Consider the following 19,997-nt stretch of genomic DNA (forward strand, 5'->3'; position numbering starts at 1 on the left):
GCCCATGCCGTGCGCGGATATCCCGGTGACCTCGTGGGCGGGTCGGCGTACACAACGAGACGGGCGACCGCGCTTGCCGCGCGACGTCGCGACCGTCCGTTGCCGGTACTCCTTCGCGCCTTCGTCCCCTCGCCGGGATCTCAGGGATCCATCTCGCGAAGGAGATCTCCGTGACCACCAAGTCCGCAGCCGCGGCAGCAGGCGCCACTGTTTACGGCTACCCCCGCCAGGGCGGGAGCCGTGAGCTGAAGAAGGCCATCGAGGGCTACTGGAAGGGCCGTGTCACGGCCGAGGCCCTCCGCACCACCGCCGCGGAACTGCGCCGTACCAACTGGCAGCAGCTCGCCGGCGCCGGCATCACCGAAGTGCCCACCGGGGACTTCTCGTACTACGACCACGTCCTGGACACCACCGTCATGGTCGGCGCGATCCCCGCCCGGCACCGGGCCGCGGTTGCCGCCGACGCCCTGGACGGCTACTTCGCGATGGCGCGCGGGACGCAGGACGTGCCGCCGCTGGAGATGACCAAGTGGTTCGACACCAACTACCACTACCTGGTGCCGGAACTCGGTCCGGACACCGTCTTCACCGCCGATCCCGCGAAGCAGGTCGCCGAGCTCGCCGAGGCCCTCGCTCTCGGCCACACCGCCCGTCCCGTCCTGGTCGGGCCGGTCACCTACCTGCTGCTGGCCAAGCCTGCACCCGGTGTCGCAGCGGACTTCGAGCCGCTGACGCTGCTCGACCGGCTGCTGCCCGTGTACGCGGAGGTCCTCGGCGCACTGCGTGCGGCCGGGGCGGAGTGGGTGCAGCTGGACGAGCCTGCCCTGGTGCAGGACCGTACCCCGGCCGACCTGGGTGCGGCCGCCCGCGCGTACCGCGAACTCGGAGCCCTCACCGACCGGCCGAAGCTGCTGGTCGCCTCGTACTTCGACCGGCTCGGCGACGCCCTGCCCGTCCTGGCCAAGGCTCCCGTCGAGGGCCTCGCCCTCGACTTCACCGGCCCGGCCGCCGCCAACCTCGACGACCTCGCCGCCGTCGGCGGACTGCCCGGCAAGCGGCTGGTCGCGGGGGTCGTCAACGGCCGCAACGTCTGGGTCAACGACCTGGAGAAGTCCCTGGCCACGCTCGGCACCCTGCTGGGCCTGGCCGACCGGGTGGACGTATCCGCCTCCTGCTCCCTGCTGCACGTCCCGCTCGACGCCGCGGTGGAGAAGGACGTCGACCCGCAGATCCTGCGGTGGCTGTCCTTCGCCCGGCAGAAGACCGCCGAGATCGCGACCCTGGCGAAGGGCCTCAGGTCCGGCACCGCGGCGGTGGCCGGTGATCTGTCCGCCAACCGGGCCGCCCTCGCGTCCCGAGCGGCCTCCCCCATCACGCACGACCCTGCCGTCCGTGCCCGCACCGCGGCTGTGACCGACGCCGACGGCCGGCGCTCCCAGCCCTACGGCCGGCGAGCCGCCGCCCAGCGGGCCCATCTCGGCCTGCCACTGCTGCCCACCACCACGATCGGGTCCTTCCCGCAGACCGACGAACTGCGCGTGGCCCGCGCGGACCTGCGGGCCGGGCGGATCGACACTGCCGGGTACGAGGCACGTATCAAGGGTGAGATCGAGGAGGTGATCTCCTTCCAGGAGAAGACCGGCCTGGACGTCCTGGTGCATGGCGAGCCCGAACGCAACGACATGGTCCAGTACTTCGCCGAGCAGCTGACGGGGTACCTGGCCACCCAGCACGGGTGGGTCCAGTCCTACGGCACCCGGTACGTGCGGCCCCCGGTGCTGGCCGGCGACATCTCCCGCCCCGAGCCGATGACCGTCCGCTGGACCTCGTACGCACAGTCCCTGACGGCCAAGCCCGTCAAGGGCATGCTGACCGGCCCCGTCACCATGCTCGCCTGGTCCTTCGTACGGGACGACCAGCCCCTCGGCGAGACCGCCCGCCAGGTCGCTCTCGCCCTGCGGGACGAGGTGAACGACCTGGAGGCCGCCGGCACCGCCGTCATCCAGGTCGACGAGCCCGCTCTGCGGGAGACCCTCCCGCTGCGCGCCGCCGACCACGCCGACTACCTGGCCTGGGCGACCGAGGCGTTCCGCCTCACCACCAGTGGGGTCCGCCCGGACACCCAGATCCACACCCACATGTGCTACGCCGAGTTCGGCGACATCGTCCAGGCCATCGACGACCTCGACGCCGACGTCATCAGCCTGGAAGCCGCCCGCTCCCACATGCAGGTCGCCCGTGAACTCGCCGCCCACGGCTATCCCCGCGAGGCCGGACCCGGAGTCTGGGACATCCACTCCCCGCGCGTCCCCAGCACCGAGGAGGCGGCCGGCCTGCTGCGCACGGGCCTGGAGGCCATTGCGGCCGAGCGGCTGTGGGTCAACCCCGACTGCGGTCTGAAGACCCGCGGCTGGGCAGAGACCCGTGCATCCGTGGAGAACCTGGTCGCCGCCGCCCGTGAGGTCCGCGCCGGCCTCACCAGCGGGGGCAACGGCTGACCCTCCGGGTCCGGGCCGCGCAGGCGGTCCGGGCCATAGCCAGAGCCCTGCCGCCCCGGATGTCGGGGGCGGCAGGGCTCTGAGGGTGGCTGATGCGGCGCGTGGGTCAGCCGAGGGCCGACGCCGGCTGTGGTGCGGCTGCCTCCGTACCGGCGGGGTCGGTACGGTGGGCCAGCAGCCGCCGGGCGCGCTCAGCTGTGGGTGAAGCGGGGCGGGCGCTTGTCGACGAAGGCGGACATGCCCTCCTTCTGGTCGGCGGTGGCGAACACCGCGTGGAAGAGGCGGCGTTCGAAGCGGACACCTTCGGCGAGGGTGGTCTCGAAGGCGCGGTTCACGGCCTCCTTGGCCATCATCGCGACCGGCTTGGACATCTCGGCGACGGTCGCGGCCACGGCGAGGGCCTCGTCGAGCAGGTCGCCGACGGGGACGATCCGGGAGACCAGCCCGGCGCGTTCCGCCTCCTCGGCGCCCATGGTGCGCCCGGTCAGGCACAGTTCCATGGCCTTGGCCTTGCCGACGGCCCGGGTGAGCCGCTGGGAGCCGCCGATGCCGGGGATGACGCCCAGCTTGATCTCGGGCTGGCCGAACTTCGCGGTGTCGGAGGCGAGGAGGATGTCGCAGAGCATGGCCAGTTCGCAGCCGCCGCCCAGGGCGTAGCCGGAAACCGCGGCGAGGGTGGGGGTGCGGACATCGCCGAGCCGGTCCCATGCCGTGAACCAGTCGGTGAGGTACATGTCCATGTAGCTGTGCGGGCGCATCTCCTTGATGTCGGCGCCGGCGGCGAAGGCCTTCTCGGAGCCCGTCAGGACGATGCAGCCGACCTCCGGGTCCCGGTCCAGTTCCTCCGTGGCGGCCACGACCTCCTTCATCACCTGGAGGTTGAGGGCGTTGAGTGCCCCGGGCCGGTTGAGGGTGAGGACGGCCACCCGGTCCTTGCGGTCGAGCAGGATGGTCTCGTAGGTCATGCGGGGGTTCCGTTCTGGTTCGGGCCGGCGGTGCGGAGGGTGCGGACGATCGCCGAGAAGTCGAGGTCCGCCCCCTCGGCGGCGGCGAACGCGGTGTACATCTCGGCGGCCTTGAGGCCCAGCGGTGCGTCGACCCCGCCGGCCCGCAGGGCGTTGGCGGCCAAGCCGAGGTCCTTGGCCATCAGGGGGGCGGCGAATCCGGGCCGGTAGTCGCGGTTGGCGGGGCTGGACGGGACCGGTCCGGGGACCGGGCAGTTGACGGTCAGCGCCCAGCACTGGCCGGACGCGGTGGAGGCGACGTCGTAGAGGGCCTGGTGGTCCAGGCCGAGGCTTTCGGCCAGGACGAAGGCCTCGCTGACGCCGATCATCGAGATGGCGAGGATCATGTTGTTGCAGATCTTCGCGGCCTGCCCGGCGCCCGCGGCGCCGCAGTGCACGGCCTTCTTGCCCATGGCGTCGAGCAGGGGGCGGGCGGCGGCGAACTCCGTTGCTCCGCCGCCCGCCATGAAGGTGAGCGTGGCCGCCTCGGCGCCCACCACCCCGCCGGACACCGGGGCGTCCAGCGCACGGTGCCCGGCCGCGACGGCCGCCTCGTGCGCGGTACGGGCGTCGGCGACGTCGATGGTGGAGCAGTCCACGAACAGGGTGTCCGGCCGGGCGGCGGCCAGCAGCCCCTGCTCGCGGTACAGGGTCAGGACGTGACGGCCGGCCGGCAGCATGGTGATCACCACGTCGGCTTCCGCGGCGGCATCGGCCGCGGTCACCGCGGGCTCGATGCCGGCTGAGGCCGCGGTGGCGAGCAGGGCGGGGACGAGGTCGAAGCCGAGGACGCGGTGTCCGGCCTTGACGAGGTTGGCGGCCATGGGGCCGCCCATGTGGCCGAGCCCGATGAATGCGACGGTGCTGCTCACCAGACGACCTCCTGGGACGGAGCGGTCGCGACGAGCCGGAGCTCGTTCGCGCCGAGCGGGGCGAAGTACCGTTCCACGTCCGCCGGGGTGACGTCCTGCAGCGTGGCCGGCGACCAGTGCGGGTTACGGTCCTTGTCGATGACCTGCGCGCGGATCCCCTCGACCAGGTCGGGGGAGGACAGTGCTGCGCAGGAGACGCGGTACTCCTGTTCCAGCACCCGTTCCAGTGGTCCGAGCTGCCGGGCCCGGCGCAGCGCCGCCAGGGTGACCTTGACGGCGGTGGGTGACTTGGCGGCCAGGGTGTCCGCGGCGGCCTTCGCGGCGGGGACGCCCGGAGCCGACAGCCGTTCGACGATCTCCTCGGCGCTCTCGGCGGCGTAGCAGTGGTCGATCCACTCGCGGGCGGGACCCAGATCTCCTGGCGGCGGCTGCTGCACGTACCGCTCCAGTACGGTGTGCACCGGCTGAGCGGCCAGGTCCCGGGCGAGCGCCGGCAGCGACGCCGAGGGTACGTAGTGGTCGGCGAGACCGCACAGAAGTGCGTCGGCGGCGCCGACGGGTGCGCCGGTCAGCGCCAGATGGGTGCCGAGTTCGCCGGGGGCCAGCGCGAGGAGGTAGGTGCCGCCGACGTCGGGGACGAAGCCGATGCCGGTCTCGGGCATGGCGACCTTGGACCGTTCGGTGACGATGCGGACGCTGCCGTGGGCCGAGACGCCGACCCCGCCGCCCATGACGATGCCGTCCATGAGGGCGACGTAGGGCTTGGGGTAGCGGGCGATCAGTGCGTTGAGCCGGTACTCGTCCCGCCAGAAGTCGGCCGACGCGGTGCCGCCGGTGCGGGCGTCCTCGTGGATCGCGCGGATGTCCCCGCCGGCGCACAGGCCCCGTTCACCGGCACCCTCGATGACGACGAGCGCGACGGCGGGGTCATCCGCCCACGCGGAGAGCGCTTCCTCGATGCGGAGCACCATGGGGTGGCTGAGGGCGTTGAGGGCCTTGGGGCGGTTGAGGGTGATGTACGCGGCGTGGCCCTCGGTGCGCAGGAGGACGTGGTCGTGGTCGCGGTCGGGTGGGGTTTCGTTGGTCATCGCAGGTTCTCCGTGAGTCCGCGCGCGACGATGACGCGCATGACCTCGTTGGTGCCTTCCAGGATTTGGTGGACCCGCAGGTCGCGGACGATCTTCTCGATGCCGTATTCGCTGAGGTAGCCGTATCCGCCGTGCAGTTGGAGGGCTGCGTCGGCCACCGCGTACCCGGTGTCGGTGGCGAACCGCTTGGCCATCGCGCACAGTCGCGGGGCCAGCGCATCGCCGGAGTCCAGTGCCTCGGCGGCCTGCCGGACCAGTGCGCGGGCGGCGGCGAGTTCCGTGGCCATGTCGGCCAGGCGGAACTGGAGTGCCTGGGCGTCCAGGAGGCGGGTGCCGAAGGCTTCGCGGGTGGCGAGGTAGGACAGACTGCGGTCGAGGGCGCTCCGGGCGCCGCCGAGCGAGCAGGCGGCGATGCCGAGACGGCCGCCGTTGAGACCGTTCATGGCGATGCGGAACCCGTCGCCCTCGGCGCCGAGGCGCCGGTCGCCTGGGATGCGGACGCCGTCGAGGACGACCTGGCGGGTGGGCTGGGCGTTCCAGCCCATCTTCTGTTCATTGGGACCGAACGAAACCCCCGGATCCTCGCGCTCGACGACGAACGCGGAGATCCCGGCCGGGCCGGGCTCACCCGTCCGCGCCATGACCACGTAGACGCCTGCGGCTCCGGCGCCGGAGATGAACTGCTTGACTCCGGTCAACAGATAGTGGTCGCCCTGCCGTTCGGCGCGGGTGCGCAGGGCCGCGGCGTCGGACCCGGCTCCCGGTTCGGTGAGGCAGTAGCTGCCCAGGGTCGCGGCGGAGCACAGGCCCGGCAGCCAGCGGGCGCGCTGGGCGTGGTCGCCGTAGCGGTCGATCATCCAGGCGACCATGTTGTGGATGGAGAGGTAGGCGGCGATCGAAGGGCAGCCCGTGGCGAGCGTTTCGAAGACGAGGACGCCGTCGCTGCGGGACAGTCCGGAACCGCCGTGCTCCTCGCGGACGTACACCCCGCCCAGCCCGAGTGAGGCGGCTCGGCGGATCACGTCGACGGGGAAGTGCTTGGTCTGGTCCCACATGACGGCGTGGGGGGCCAGCTGTTCCTGGGCGAAGTCGAGGGTGACCTCGGCCAGGGCGAGCTGGTCCTCGGTGAGGGCGGTGGTCACGGCGTTCACCCCATCGTGGGGATGGTGAAGCTCGCGCCTTCCTTGACCCCGGAGGGCCAGCGCGAGGTGACGGTCTTGGTACGGGTGTAGAAGCGGATCGAGTCCGGGCCGTGCTGGTTGAGGTCGCCGAAGCCGGAGCGCTTCCAGCCGCCGAAGGTGTGGTAGGCGACGGGGACCGGGATGGGCACGTTCACGCCGACCATGCCCGTGTTGACCCGGCGGGTGAACTCCCGGGCGGTGTCCCCGTCCCGGGTGAAGATCGCCACGCCGTTGCCGAAGGGGTGCTCGCTGGGCAGGCGCAGCGCCTCCTCGAAGTCGGCCGCACGTACGACGGACAGCACGGGGCCGAAGATCTCCTCGCGGTAGATCCGCATGTGCGGGGTCACCCGGTCGAAGAGGGTGGCTCCGGCGAAGTAGCCGTTCTCGTGCCTGGGCAGGGTGAAATTCCGTCCGTCGACGACGAGTTCGGCGCCCTCGTTGACGCCGATGTCGACGTAGCGGCGTACCCGGTCCAGTGCGTCCCGGCTGACCAGGGGGCCGAAATCGGCCTCGGGGTCGTCGGAGCGGCCGATCCTCAGGGCGGCGATGCGGTCCGTCAACGCCGCCACGAGTCGGTCCGCGGTCTCCTCGCCGACGGGTACGGCAACGGAGATGGCCATGCAGCGTTCGCCCGCCGAGCCGTAGCCGGCGCCGATCAGCGCGTCGACGGCCTGGCCGAGGTCGGCGTCGGGCATCACGATCATGTGGTTCTTCGCGCCGCCGAAGCACTGGGCCCGCTTGCCGTGGGCAGCCGCGGTCGCGTAGATGTGCGCGGCGATCGGGGTGGAGCCCACGAAGCCCAGGGCCTGGACGCGGGGGTCTTCGAGGAGGGTGTCGACGGCCTCCTTGCCGCCGTTGACCACGTTGAGGACGCCCGGCGGGAGCCCGGCCTCCAAGAACAGCTCCGCCAGACGGAGCGGAACCGACGGGTCGCGCTCGGACGGCTTCAGGATGAATGCGTTTCCGCAGGCCAGCGCGGGTGCGGCCTGCCAGAGGGGAATCATGGCGGGGAAGTTGAACGGAGTGATGCCGGCGACGGCGCCCAGCGGACTGCGCAGCGAGTGCACGTCGATCCCGGTGCCGGCGTTGTCGGTGAACTCGCCCTTGAGCAGGTGCGGGATCCCGGCGGCGAACTCGACGACCTCCAGGCCGCGTTGGAGGTCCCCGTGGGCGTCGGCGACGGTCTTGCCGTGCTCGGCGGACAGCAGCCGGGCCAGGCTCTCGCGCTCGCCCTCGACGAGCTGGAGGAAGCGCAGCAGCACGCGGGCGCGGCGCTGCGGGTTCCACTGGCCCCAGTCGACCTGCGCCTCCACGGCGTCGGCGATCGCCGCCTCGGTGTCGGCGCGCCCTGCCAGGGGGACCCTGGCCTGCACGGCGCCGGTGTTGGGGTCGTACACGTCGGCGAAGAGCCCGGAAACGCCGGGAGTGTGCTTTCCGCCGATGAAATGGGTGAGCTCGCGGACCATGGATGCCTGCTCTCGTCAGGTTGGATCCGGGGATGGCACGGCACACCGGCGGACGGCACCCGGATGGGGGTGCGCCGCTGCGGAATGCCGTGAGAACTACGAGCGTGCGGTGGTGTGCGCGCGCTCCGCCGGATCACCAGGGCCGTGGGTACAAACCGGTGCCATGCGTGTCTGCTCCATCCTCGTGGACAACACGGAACATCCGCGGCCGGTATCCTGACTCCCGGATCCCCGCGTGCCGCCCGCCTTCCCGACAGACCTCGTCAGTGGCGTGTGGATGGCAGCACACTCCCCGGTCACAGTGGCGGGACCGTGCCGGTTTTGCACCGGCTTCCCTGCACCGCGGACCTTGTGCCACGAACATATAGTTGGACGTCCTAGTAAGTCCAGAGCCGCTGGCCGCGTGCCTACAGTCGATACATGCGCATCGTTTCCCTGCTCCCGGCGGCCACGGACATCGTGGCGGACCTCGGACTCGCCGCCGACCTGGTCGGACGCACCCACGAATGCGACTGGCCGCCCGCGGCGGTCGCCTCGGTACCCGTCGTCACCCGTGCCGAATTCGCCGCGGACGGACTCAGCAGCCGGGAGATCTCCGAGGCGGTCGGCGGAGCTGCCCACTCCGGCTCCTCGCTCTACACCCTGGACACGGCGGCGCTCGCCGCGCTCGCGCCGGAGGTCCTGCTCACCCAGGACCTGTGCGACGTCTGCGCGGTGTCCTACGAAAGCGTCTCCCGGGCCGTGCGCGTCATGGACGCCGGACCCCGTGTGCTGAGCCTGGAGCCGAAAACCCTCGACGACGTCCTGGACTGCCTGGTCACCGTCGGGCAACTGCTCGGGGTGCGGGAGCATGCCGAGCGGCGGCGCACCGAGCTGCGCGGCCGGCTCGACACGGTCCGCCGGCTCACTCAGGGCCGGGCCCGGCCCCGGGTGGTCGCCATCGAATGGCTCGACCCGCTGTGGCCCGCCGGCCACTGGGTGCCGGAACAGATCGCCTGCGCGGGCGGGGAACCGCTGCTGGCCGCACCCGGTGAGCACACCAAGCCGATGACGTGGGAGGCGGTACGCGCAGCCCGCCCGGACGTCATCCTGGTACTGCCGTGCGGCTTCCCGCCCGAACGGACCCTGCGCGAGCGGGACCTGCTGACCGCCCTGCCGGGCTGGGACGAGCTGCCGGCTGTGCGGGCGGGGGAGGTGTGGGTGCTGGACGGGCCCGCGTATTTCAACCGGCCGGGACCGCGCGTGGTCCGCGGCGCCGAGGTGCTGGCCCACGTCCTGCACGGAGTGCGGGCAGGAGATCCGGTGACCGCGGGAGAAGCCCGGCGGCTGGACCGACCGTGATGCTCACCCGCGGTCGCGGGCCACGGGGTAGGGGATGAAGGTGCTGCTGTTCTCGTCGACCGCGAGCGTGCGGCCCAGCGGCGGGACGGCGCGCTGCGGGCAGTCGAGGCGTTCGCACAGCCGGCAGCCCATGCCGATGGGAGTGGCGGCCGAGGCGTTGTCCAGGTCGAGCCCGTCCGAGTACACGAGCCGGGAGGCGTGGCGGATCTCGCAGCCGAGCCCGATGGCGAAGGTCTTGCCGGGTTCGCCCCAGCCGCCGCGGTGGCGGGTGACGGCACGTGCGGTCCACAGGTACCGCTGTCCGTCGGGCATGGCGGCGACCTGGACGTGGATGCGGCCGGGCGCGGTGAAGGCCTCGTAGACGTTCCACAACGGGCAGGTGCCGCCCGCGCGGGAGAAGTGGAATCCGGTGGCCGACTGCCGCTTGGACATGTTCCCGGCGCGGTCCACGCGGACGAAGGAGAACGGAACCCCGCGCAGCCTGGGGCGTTGCAGGGTGCTCAGACGGTGGCAGACCGTCTCGTAGCCGATGCCGAAGTGGTCGGTGAGCCGTTCGATGTCGTAGCGGAACTCCTCGGCGGCGGTGTGGAAGACGCGGTACGGGAGGACCAGGGCGGCGGCGAAGTAGTTGGCGATGCCGATCCGGGCCAGGGCGTGGGCGGGGGAGCCGGACTCGAAGTCCTCGGTGGCCAGCCGGTCCAGCTCGTCGCCGTATTCGAGCAGGGCGAGTTGGGTGGCCATCCGGAACGCCTGCTGGCCGGGCCGGAGCCGGCCCGACAGGTGCAGGACGCGTGTCCGGGCGTCGAAGTGGTGGAGGCGGTCGGAGTCGGAGGCGAGGCGGATCCCGTGGTGGTCGGCGAGGCGGTTCGAGAGCGCCCGGACGACCTCACCGGTGCGGATGCCGGCCTCCTGGGCGAGGGCCTCGGCCGCGAGGTCGGTGTCGTGGAGGTAGTTCTGGCGCCGGTAGAAGAACTCGCGGATCTCCTCGTGCGGTGAGCGCGGCGCGGCCGGGGCTCCGTCGCGTCCGTCCGAGTTGTCCGCGAGCCGCTCGGTGAGGAGTTGGCTGCGTCGGCCCAGGTCCAGCAGGACTGATGCGACGGCGGGCATCCGGGTGGCCAGTTCGGCCAGGTCGGAGGGGGAGACGCGGGCGTCGGCGACCTCGCCGGCCAGGGCCTCGCGGAGATCGGCGACGAGGCGGCTGGTGTCGCGTTCCGAGAAGAAGCCCGGATCGACGCCGAACGCCTCGGTCAGCCGCAGCAGGACCGGCACCGTGAGCGGGCGGGAGTCGTGTTCCATCTGGTTCAGGTAGCTCGGCGAGATGCCCAGGACCCGGGCCAGCTCGGCCTGGCTCATCCGGCGCTCCTCGCGCAGCCGCCTCAGCCGCGTTCCCGCGTACGTCTTGCTCACCTGGGCTCCTCCGGCCTCGTCACGGCCTCAGAGTACGCACGATTCCGCTGATGCCAACCCTTCGCAAGCTTGGCAAAAGTGCCGCAGAAGATTCGCAGAAATTGGCAGACGTACCCGATTGATGGCACTGCGTGCCGCTGCCAGAGTCTGTCCTGCGGCCCGCCGGACCCCGGCGGCCCAGGCGGACAGTCCGGGCACGACTCACGCCCTGACGTCGGAGATCCCGGCGGTCCGCCCCGGCCGACCGGCATCATTGCTCAGCTCCTCCCCAGGTGGGGCCGGCGGCCGCAACCCACGATCAAGGCACACAGTGTCAACCTCTCGTTCGCGATGGACAGACGTTGGCAGACCAAGCGATTCATGGAGACGGTGACGGTCATGGCAGACACGAACACGACGGCAGCGGCCGAGCAGCTCAAGCAGCGGTGGGCCGACGACCCGCGATGGGCCGGCATCGAGCGGACCTACTCGGCCGAGGACGTGGTCCGGCTCTCCGGCAGTGTCCGTGAGGAGCACACCCTGGCCCGGCGGGGTGCCGAGCGGCTGTGGCGCCAACTGCACGAGCAGGACTACATCCACGCCCTGGGCGCGCTGACCGGTGGCCAGGCGGTCCAGCAGGTCCGGGCGGGGCTCCAGGCGATCTATCTGTCGGGCTGGCAGGTGGCGGCCGACGCGAACCAGGCCGGCCACACGTACCCCGACCAGTCCCTGTACCCGGTCAACTCGGTTCCGCAGGTGGTGCGTCGGATCAACAACGCGCTGCTGCGCGCCGACCAGATCGCCACCGCCGAGGGCGGCACGACCGGTTCGGCCGACGGGGGCACGGACTGGCTGGCGCCGATCGTGGCCGACGCCGAGGCCGGCTTCGGCGGCCCGCTCAACGCCTTCGAGCTCACCAAGGCGATGATCGCGGCGGGCGCGGCCGGTATCCACTACGAGGACCAGCTGGCCTCGGAGAAGAAGTGCGGCCACCTCGGCGGCAAGGTCCTCGTCCCGACCTCCCAGCACATCCGCACCCTGAACGCGGCCCGCCTCGCCGCCGACATCGCGGACACCCCCACCCTGATCATCGCCCGCACGGACGCCCTGGCCGCGACCCTCCTGACCAGCGATGTCGACGAGCGTGACGCGGAGTTCTGCACCGGGGAACGGACCGCCGAGGGCTTCTACCACGTCCGCAACGGCATGGCCCCGGTCATCGCCCGCGGCCTCGCCTACGCCCCGTACGCCGACCTGATCTGGGTCGAGACCGGTACCCCGGACCTGGCCCAGGCCCGAGAGTTCGCCGAGGCGATCCACGCGCAGTACCCGGACCAGATGCTCGCGTACAACTGCTCGCCGTCGTTCAACTGGAAGGCGGCGCTGGACGACGACCAGATCGCCAAGTTCCAGCGGGAACTGGGCGCGATGGGCTACCGCTTCCAGTTCATCACCCTGGCCGGCTTCCACTCCCTCAACCACGGCATGTTCGACCTCGCCCGCGGCTACGCCGAGCACGGCATGACCGCCTACGTGGACCTCCAGGAGCGCGAGTTCGCCGCCCAGGCGCAGGGGTTCACGGCGGTCAAGCACCAGCGCGAGGTCGGCACCGGCTACTTCGACCTCGTCTCCACCGCCGTCAACCCCGCCTCCTCCACCACCGCCCTCGCCGGCTCCACGGAGGAAGAGCAGTTCCACTGAGGCGGCTCCGCCCCCGCCGGCCTGCCCCCGGCCGGAGGCCCGCGTTCAGCGGGAGCCGGACGACCGTCTCCGTCCGGCTCCCGCCCCACCCCTCGTCAGGAGACCGCATGTCCACCACCGCCCTCACGCACCGGGTCCGGGTCCTCGCGGCGCCGGGCGACCGCCACGACGAGATCCTCACGCCCGAGGCACTCGACTTCATCGGCCGCCTCGACGCGGCCTTCGCGCACCGCCGCCTGGACATCCTCAAGGAGCGGATCCGCCGCAAGGACCGCCTCGTCTCGGGATCCCCGCTGGACTTCTCCGTCGCCACGGCCGCCGTCCGTACCGACCCCGACTGGCGCGTGGCCCCGCCGGCCCCCGGCCTGGAGGACCGCCGGGTGGAGATCACCGGCCCGCCGGACCGCGGGATGACCGTCAACGCCCTCAACTCCGGCGCCAAGGTGTGGATGGCGGACTTCGAGGACGCCACCGCCCCCACCTGGGACAACGTCATCGGCGGCCAGCTCAACCTGCTCGATGCGATCGAGCGGCGCATCGACTTCACCACACCCGAGGGCAAGGAGTACCGACTCGGCGAGGACCTCGCCACCATCGTGGTCCGCCCCCGCGGCTGGCACTTGCTCGAAGAGCACCTGGAGATCGAGGGCAGGCCCGTCCCCGCGTCCCTGGTGGACTTCGGCCTGTACTTCTTCCACTGCGCGCAGCGGCAGATCGACGCCGGGTACGGCCCGTACTTCTACCTGCCCAAGCTGGAGAACGCCGGCGAGGCACGTCTCTGGAACGACGTCTTCGTCCTCGCCCAGGAACTCCTCGGCATCCCGCGCGGCACCATCCGCGCCACGGTCCTGATCGAGACGATCACCGCGGCCTTCGAGATGGAGGAGATCCTCCACGCGCTCCGGGAACACAGCTCGGGTCTCAACGCGGGCCGTTGGGACTACCTGTTCAGCATCATCAAGACCTTCGGCCACCGCGCCGACTTCCAACTGCCCGACCGCGCCCAGGTCACCATGACCGCCCCGTTCATGCGCGCCTACACCGAACTCCTCGTACGCACCTGCCACCGGCGCGGCGCGCACGCCATCGGCGGCATGGCCGCCCACGTGACGTCCACGGATCCGGAGGCCAACACGGCCGCCCTCGCCAAGGTCCGACTCGACAAGGAACGCGAGGCCGAGGACGGCTTCGACGGCTCCTGGGTCGCCCACCCGGCGCTCGTCCCCGTCTGCCGACAGGTATTCGACAGCGTGCTCGGCGGACGGCCGCACCAGCTGGACCGGACCCGCGAGGACGTCCACGTCCGAGCCGCCGACCTGCTCTCCGTGCGCCGCATCAGCGCGCCGCCCACGGCAGCAGGGGTGCGTGCCAACGTGGCCGTCTCGCTGCGCTACCTCGAGGCCTGGCTGCGCGGCCACGGAGCGGTCGCCCTCAACGGCCTGATGGAGGACGCGGCCACGGCCGAGATCGCCCGCGTCCAGCTCTGGCAGTGGCTGCGCCACCAGAGGATCGACCGGGACGACCTGCTCGCCGTGCTCGACGAGGAATGCGACGCGCTCACAGCGGAGCGGCCCTACGCACTCGTGCCGGAGGCCAGAGCCGCAGTGGAGCGGGCCGCGCTGGCACGGGAGCTGCCGGCCTTCTTCACCCCCGACACCTACAGCCGCCACCTGGTCCGCCGTACGGAGGTGCAGTCATGAGCGCCGGCATCCGCCGGGTCGGAGTCGTCGGAGGCGGGCAGATGGGCGCCGGCATCGCCGAGGTCTGCGCCCGCGCCGGACTCGACACCGTCGTCTGCGAGGCAGACGCCACCGCCGCCCGAGCGGCACGCGAACGGGTCGCCGTCTCCCTCGAACGCGCCGTCCAGCGGGGCAAGCTCGATCGGATCTCCGCCGAGGACGCCCTCACCCGGCTGCTCTTCACCGGCAGCCTCGACGACCTGGCCGACCGACAGCTCGTCATCGAAGCGGTCACCGAGAACGCGGACGTCAAGACCGAGACCTTCGCAGCCCTGGACAAGATCGTCGACGCCCCCGAGGCGATCCTCGCGACGAACACCTCCTCCCTGCCCGTCATGCGCCTGGGCATGGCCACCGGGCGCGCCGACCGGGTCGTCGGACTGCACTTCTTCAACCCCGTGCCCGTCCTGCCGCTGGTCGAGGTCGTCCCCTCGCTGCACACCTCCCGCGACACCGTGGAGACGGTGGAGGCGTTCGCCCGGGAGAGGCTGGGCAAGACGGCGATCCGCTCGCAGGACAGGGCCGGCTTCGTCGTCAACGCCCTCCTCGTCCCCTACCTGCTGTCGGCCGTCCGGATGGCCGAGTCCGGCTTCGCCACCGCGGCCGACGTCGACGCCGGCATGGAGCTCGGCTGCGCCCACCCGATGGGCCCGCTCAAGCTCGCCGACCTGATCGGCCTCGACACGGTCGCCGCGATCGCGGAGTCGCTCTACGACGAGTTCAAGGAACCCCTCTACGCCCCGCCCCCGCTGCTGATGCGGATGGTGCAGGCGGGGCTGCTGGGCCGGAAGACCGGCCGGGGGTTCCACACATACGACCGGGACCGCTGAGGGACCCGGTGGTGCGGCCGGGCATGAGGGGCCCGGCAGCGTGAGGGCGGGGTGCGGCGGAGTGGTGTCCGTCGCACCCCGCCGCGTTGTCCCTGCCGAATGCTTTCCCGCAGGCTCAGGGCTCACCCGCTCTCCGCACCTGCAGACACTGCGGCGGTGACCACACTCCATCGGCTCGTCGGGGAATTCTTCACCACACGAGAGCAGCCGGACGGCCTGCCTCGGATCTTCCGGGACTACCACTCCTGGGCGATCGCTATGGAAGACGCCGAAGCTGGACCAAGCTGAGCCAGGTCTTCGGGTTCGGTTCCACATACGCGGCACGAACCGAGTACCGCCCTGGCCTCAGATCCACCCGCAGATGGTTCTCCGGCTCCAACTCGTCACCAGGCCAACCCGAGTCGAACAACACCACTGGCCCCGGCACCTCCCAATGCTGCTCGGGCTCCCAGGCGGCACCAGCGAGCGCGGCATCAACGCTGCCGAGGAGCTCCTCCTCCGATTCGGCGGCGTACCATCGCACGAACAGGCCATGCCCCGGGAGGAAGGACGTCGAGGCGGGGACATCACCGAGGACCAGGGCCTGCAACTGCCCGACCGCCACCAGGCCGGCATACCCATCGACGCCGCAGGCTCTGTCGTAATCCGTTTCAGACTCGTCGCTGTCTGCGCCGGACCACGAAGACAAGACTGCTTCGGGCACAACGATCAACGGCCCGCCACCGGACTCCACCCACTCGACCGCACCTGGATCTGCATACCTCGCCATGCGAGGAAGCTACCGGCCGCCGGTGACAACACTCATGGCCAGGTGACGTCCCGGCACACGGACAGCCTTGGGCGGTACCCGCACGGCGGAGATTCCGGAGCCTGCCCTTCGAGTTGCCGTATGGGCTCACGAATGGTGACGAGGTCCCGTCCGATGGAACGATCGAACGGGACCTTCGTCCTTTCAGGGGGTGTTGAGGCGTACGGGTCAGGCGCCCGCTGCCACGGCTGTCAGCCAGGCGTTCCAGTCGCTCTCATAGTCGAGCGAGGTGAGGAAGGAACGGGCGGCGGTCCAGTCTCCCGCGCGGTAGTGGCCAAGGACGGTGCTGACGTCGGCCGGGTGCTTCTCGACCATGTAGCGGGCGGCGAGGTAGCCCCAGTTGTAGGTGCGGCTGACGTCGCTGTTGGCATAGGTGGTGTCGAACAGCGTCTGCAGGGAGTACGTGTGCTTGCCGGCCTCGGCGACCGCGCTGGCGTAGGGGACGCCGCGGTAGGAGTAGGAGATGTACTCCGCGATGCCCTCGCCCCACCACACGGTGGGGGTGGTCTGGCTGGCGTTGAAGTCGCCGTACAGGTCGAAGCGGCCGTCGAGGTAGTGGGTGTACTCGTGGTTGAGGTTCCAGATCTGCCAACCGGGGCTCGCATCGGTGCGCTCGTAGCATATGAACCGCGGCTGGTTGCCCGTCCTGGAGGGGTCTCCCTCCAGGTACATGCCGCCGTTGTTGGTGTCGATGCCGTAGATCTTCCTCGCGTAGGCCTTGTAGTCGGCACTGGAGTTGAAGACGTCGACTTCCAGGGTTGTGTTGTAGTCGTTCGCGACCGGGCCGGAGTCCTTGACCACGCCGTGGAAGTAGGCGTCCTGGTTGGCCAGGCTCGTGCAGGTCGCGGTCAGCTGGGCGGCGGTCATCTCCTGGGCGCGGATCCGCAGCGTCGGGCTGCAGGTGTGGACGATCGGCAGGATGCGCGACTCCAGTCCGCCGCCGGTGCTCCCGGTCGCGCCGGGAAGGGCATGGGCGTTGCCGTGGGCCGGGCGCTGGCCCGGATCGGCGAAAACGTGGTCCGGCTTGGGATCGGCCTGGGAGGTCTGGGATGCCTGGGAGGTCGGGGAGCTCTGGGAGGCCTGGGCGGGGGCGGCTGCGGTGGCGGCTATGAGCAGGGCGGTGGCGACGGCCATGGGGCGCAAAGTCACTCCTGGGGATGGGAGTTGAGGTCCCGTCGACGACGGGCTGCGCTGTAAAATGGCACATGTCATATTGCTTTTCAATGCTTTTGGCAGGGACGCATCAAGCTCGTCGCCGCTCCGGCCCGCACCCGTCGCCTGACGGCCGGCCCGCGGCTCAGCCTGTGAGCGGGGCGCGGGCGCGGGCGGGACCCGTCACGTAGTGGACGTATTCGCGGCTCAGGCGGAATCCGGCGGTCCAGGCCAGCAGGCGGCTGGGGCGGTTGTCGGCCGAGCAGGTCCAGCTGGGTACGCGTCCTCGGGCGGCGATGTCGGCGCACAGGGCCGTGACGCAGGCGAGGGCGAGGTGCCTGCGGCGATGGCCGGGGTCGGCGACGACCGCTATGTCCTCGTAGGCCGTACCGAGGAAGTACGTGCCGGCCACAGCCAGGGCGCGGCCGTGCTGGAAGGCCCCCCAGGCGTGTCCCGACGAGGCGAGCCGGTCGGGGCCTCCCCAGGTGCGGTGGATCCATGCTGCCTCCGGACCGAGGGCGGCCAGTGCGGGGCCGTCGCCGGGCGTGAGGGGACGCACGGTGATGCCGCGGGGCGGGTGGCCGGTGACGGCGGGAGCGTGGTGGAGGTAGACCATGCGTTCCCAGGGGTTGACCCGGGTGAACGCCTGCCGTAGCGCGGGCCGGAATCCGGCGGGCGCTTCGACGTAACCGCTTTCGAACGGCGCGAGGGCGGCAGGCGGTACGGCTGTCGGGTCGCCGCGCAGCAGGACGTGGTCGCCGCTGGTCACTGCCATGACGCGCGGGTCGACGGCGCGATCGGCCCACCACTGGCCATGGCCGGTGGTCAGGACGTGGTCGGCGAGCGCCGCGACGCCCGGACCGCTGGGGAACCAGCGTGCCAGGGCGGGGAGACGGGTGGGGTCGAGGAGTATCACGGGGTTCCTCCGCCGGGACGGCGAGTCAGGGAGTGGTGGACGGGGGCGGGGCGGCCCGGTCACGGCCGCCCCGCCCCCGTCCGGCGATGTCAGTGCCGGCCGGCTCTGCCGCCGTGGTTGGCGGCCTTTTTGCGGCGGGCCCTCTTCTTGCGTGCGCGCTTGGACACGGCGGTACGGGGTCCCTTCAGGCGGTGTGGCCGACGAGCAGGTCGGCGAGCTTGGTCAGGCGCTTGACGGTGCGCTCCTCGGTGGCGGCCGGAGCCGGGTCGACACGCTCGTCGCGGTCGTAGTACGCGCCGTTGACGATCTCGGTGGCCGGATCGCACAGGCGGACCACGTGGCCGGCGCCCTCGGCCGCGGACTCGCCCTCGTGCCCGTACAGGGGGAGCAGGCCGGTCGCGCACACGCCCGGGTGGACCGAGACGGCGGTCACCCGAGGGTCGGCCGCGAAGACGGTGAGGGCGAGCTGCGACTGCGCGTAGGCGGCCAGGCGCGAGTAACGGCGCAGGCGCTGCGGGTCGTTCCACTGGATGGCCGCGGTGCGGTGGAGCGAGGAGGAGACGTTGACGACCCGGCCGCCGGGGCCGCTGGTGAGGGCCGGCTCCAACAGGTTGGTGAGGAGGTAGTGGGCCAGGAAGTTGACCTGGAAGGCGATCTCGTTGCCGTCGACGGTGAGGGTGTGGCGTTCCGGGGCCGCCATCGCCGCGTTGTTGACCAGCACATCGAGCCGGGGGAACTCGCGGACGACGGAGCGGGCCATGGATTCGACCTCGTCGAGGTGCGCGAAGTCGGCGGCCAGCGGGCGCAGCAGGCGGGCGTCGACGCCGGAGGTGGAGATCAGCCGGTCGGTCGAGGCCTGTGCCTCCTCGGGCGTACGGCCGTGTACGAGCACGGTGGCGCCGCGCTCGGCGAGCTGCCGGGCGGTCTCGTGGCCGATGCCGGAGGTGGCCCCGGTGATCAGGACGGTACGGCCGGACAGGGATGAAGGCATGAGGATTCCTCGGAATGGGCAGGGCGGGCCCCGGTCCGGCTGAGTGCCGGGCCGGGTGCTGTGGGGAAGACGAGCGCTCGCACCGGATACGGCTCCCGGAGCACCGCGGTAGCGATGCGGGCCACGGGGAGGGAGGAGGCCGGTACGGCAGGCAGGCCGCGCAGGTGTCAGCGGACGCTGGACGCGCGCCGGAAGGCGAACAGGGCGCCGGGCCGGCTACACCGGATGCGGTGGCCGGTCGTCGTGGCGCTGACCTGTGTTCACTTCTCCATCCAAACCGACTCGGCATCCCCAACTCAATGGCCTTGATGCGGCCTTGTCGGACCACTGATGCGATGCTGACGAGACCGGTGAGAAGTGCGGCAGCAGCTCGCCAGGGCTACTCCAGACCGGAGACCTTGAAGACGAGGAGCGCGGCTTCGCCGTTGATCCCACGGGACAGCCGCTGCCAGTCCGCTACCCCGGAGGTCATGGCGCCCCGCTCCAGGGAAGACCGGACACCCTGGTCCAGGAGCTGCCACAGGGCCGGGGTGCCGGTGAGCACCTTCGTGTCGAGCTCGACCCGGACGCCGTGGAGGTCCTGGAGCACCAGCCGCTGCCCGATCCCCATGGGCCAGCGCACGGACACCAGGCCGTCAGTCCGTACCCGCCGCCCGCGCAGCAGCCCCCGCGAGGCGACCCAGCCGTCGCCTGCCGTGACCCGGGGCGGCACGAGCACCGCGAACAGGAGTGCCGCCAGTGCGCCCCACAGTCCGGCACGGGCGGGAGTGAGTTCCCCGGACACGGCGTCGACCAGCAGGAGGAGGGCCAGCAGGGCGCCGGCGCAGACGAAGGCGGTCCGCAGAGCGCCTGGCCAGGCCTGATCGCAGACGGGCGGCCGCGGCGTCCGAGCGGACATGCCTCCACCAGGGCTCATACGACCGAGGCTAGGGACACCGCGGGCCGACGCCGCGGATCTTGATGTGATCCTGATGGGTCGTGAACGGGGTCCTGGCGCCGGTTGCGCCGAATGCCCGCTCCAGTA

16 protein-coding genes, 1 pseudogene and 1 riboswitch are annotated in these 19,997 nt (G+C 71.4%); of the genes and pseudogenes, 5 read left to right on the top strand and 12 right to left on the bottom strand.

Annotated features, from left to right (window positions below; genetic code table 11):
• The first annotated feature begins 170 nt into the window (after positions 1-170).
• Positions 171-2,498 carry a 5-methyltetrahydropteroyltriglutamate--homocysteine S-methyltransferase gene (gene metE, locus ACZ518_RS25880; RefSeq protein ID WP_469115368.1) on the top strand — a complete coding sequence of 776 codons (2,328 nt, stop codon included), beginning with the start codon at positions 171-173 and terminating at the stop codon, positions 2,496-2,498.
• 191 nt (positions 2,499-2,689) lie between these two features.
• On the opposite strand, the gene ACZ518_RS25885 is transcribed toward metE, so the two are convergent.
• From ACZ518_RS25885 to ACZ518_RS25905, 5 genes are read right to left on the bottom strand one after another with little or no spacing between them, the layout of a single operon-like run.
• Positions 2,690-3,463, bottom strand: a complete 774-nt coding sequence (locus tag ACZ518_RS25885) for an enoyl-CoA hydratase (RefSeq protein ID WP_469115369.1) — start codon at positions 3,461-3,463, stop codon at positions 2,690-2,692.
• Complete coding sequence (gene mmsB, locus ACZ518_RS25890) at positions 3,460-4,374, bottom strand: 3-hydroxyisobutyrate dehydrogenase (protein WP_469115370.1); 915 nt, start codon at positions 4,372-4,374, stop codon at positions 3,460-3,462. The genes ACZ518_RS25885 and mmsB overlap by 4 nt, the downstream gene beginning before the upstream one ends.
• Entirely contained in the window at positions 4,371-5,462 is a 1,092-nt protein-coding gene (locus tag ACZ518_RS25895) for an enoyl-CoA hydratase/isomerase family protein (RefSeq protein ID WP_469115371.1), read from the bottom strand. Before ACZ518_RS25895 ends, mmsB begins: the two co-directional genes overlap by 4 nt.
• Positions 5,459-6,613: an acyl-CoA dehydrogenase family protein gene (locus ACZ518_RS25900; protein ID WP_469115372.1), complete on the bottom strand. Its 1,155-nt coding sequence runs from the start codon at positions 6,611-6,613 to the stop codon at positions 5,459-5,461. Before ACZ518_RS25900 ends, ACZ518_RS25895 begins: the two co-directional genes overlap by 4 nt.
• On the bottom strand, positions 6,610-8,109 hold the full coding sequence (locus ACZ518_RS25905) for a CoA-acylating methylmalonate-semialdehyde dehydrogenase (RefSeq protein ID WP_469115373.1): 1,500 nt from the start codon (positions 8,107-8,109) through the stop codon (positions 6,610-6,612). Before ACZ518_RS25905 ends, ACZ518_RS25900 begins: the two co-directional genes overlap by 4 nt.
• Positions 8,110-8,298: 189 nt before the next feature.
• Positions 8,299-8,469, bottom strand: a riboswitch (cobalamin riboswitch).
• 60 nt (positions 8,470-8,529) lie between these two features.
• Between ACZ518_RS25905 and ACZ518_RS25910 the strand changes: the two genes are divergently transcribed.
• The gene (locus ACZ518_RS25910) at positions 8,530-9,450 is read left to right on the top strand and encodes an ABC transporter substrate-binding protein (RefSeq protein WP_469115374.1); all 921 of its coding nucleotides are present in this window, start codon (positions 8,530-8,532) and stop codon (positions 9,448-9,450) included.
• Between the two features lie 3 nt (positions 9,451-9,453).
• Here the strand turns inward: ACZ518_RS25910 and ACZ518_RS25915 are convergent, their stop codons facing one another.
• Complete coding sequence (locus ACZ518_RS25915) at positions 9,454-10,857, bottom strand: short-chain fatty acyl-CoA regulator family protein (RefSeq protein ID WP_469115375.1); 1,404 nt, start codon at positions 10,855-10,857, stop codon at positions 9,454-9,456.
• Positions 10,858-11,235: 378 nt separating this feature from the next.
• Here ACZ518_RS25915 and aceA point away from each other — a divergent pair, with 378 nt between their 5' ends.
• From aceA to ACZ518_RS25930, 3 genes are all read left to right on the top strand, one after another.
• Positions 11,236-12,537 carry an isocitrate lyase gene (aceA, locus tag ACZ518_RS25920; protein ID WP_469115376.1) on the top strand — a complete coding sequence of 434 codons (1,302 nt, stop codon included), beginning with the start codon at positions 11,236-11,238 and terminating at the stop codon, positions 12,535-12,537.
• 107 nt (positions 12,538-12,644) lie between these two features.
• On the top strand, positions 12,645-14,237 hold the full coding sequence (aceB, locus tag ACZ518_RS25925) for a malate synthase A (protein ID WP_469115377.1): 1,593 nt from the start codon (positions 12,645-12,647) through the stop codon (positions 14,235-14,237).
• Positions 14,234-15,106 (top strand): 3-hydroxybutyryl-CoA dehydrogenase, encoded by an 873-nt coding sequence (locus ACZ518_RS25930; protein ID WP_469115378.1) that lies wholly within the window; start codon positions 14,234-14,236, stop codon positions 15,104-15,106. Before aceB ends, ACZ518_RS25930 begins: the two co-directional genes overlap by 4 nt.
• A 256-nt stretch (positions 15,107-15,362) precedes the next feature.
• Here ACZ518_RS25930 and ACZ518_RS25935 read toward each other — a convergent pair whose 3' ends face one another.
• From ACZ518_RS25935 to ACZ518_RS25960, 6 genes and pseudogenes are all read right to left on the bottom strand, one after another.
• Positions 15,363-15,875: an immunity 21 family protein gene (locus tag ACZ518_RS25935; protein WP_469115379.1), complete on the bottom strand. Its 513-nt coding sequence runs from the start codon at positions 15,873-15,875 to the stop codon at positions 15,363-15,365.
• A gap of 213 nt (positions 15,876-16,088) precedes the next feature.
• Positions 16,089-16,847, bottom strand: a pseudogene (locus ACZ518_RS25940) (collagenase); the annotation flags it as partial.
• Positions 16,848-17,211: 364 nt separating this feature from the next.
• Positions 17,212-17,982 (bottom strand): GNAT family N-acetyltransferase, encoded by a 771-nt coding sequence (locus tag ACZ518_RS25945; protein WP_469115380.1) that lies wholly within the window; start codon positions 17,980-17,982, stop codon positions 17,212-17,214.
• Between the two features lie 89 nt (positions 17,983-18,071).
• Positions 18,072-18,149 (bottom strand): 50S ribosomal protein bL37, encoded by a 78-nt coding sequence (locus ACZ518_RS25950; protein ID WP_469115457.1) that lies wholly within the window; start codon positions 18,147-18,149, stop codon positions 18,072-18,074.
• 17 nt (positions 18,150-18,166) lie between these two features.
• Positions 18,167-18,973 (bottom strand): SDR family NAD(P)-dependent oxidoreductase, encoded by an 807-nt coding sequence (locus ACZ518_RS25955; RefSeq protein WP_469115381.1) that lies wholly within the window; start codon positions 18,971-18,973, stop codon positions 18,167-18,169.
• A 379-nt stretch (positions 18,974-19,352) separates the two neighbouring features.
• A complete protein-coding gene (locus tag ACZ518_RS25960; protein WP_469115382.1) occupies positions 19,353-19,871 on the bottom strand; it encodes a hypothetical protein in 519 nt (172 codons plus the stop codon).
• Positions 19,872-19,997 lie beyond the last annotated feature (126 nt).

The organism is Streptomyces sp. NPDC033966 (assembly GCF_055575955.1).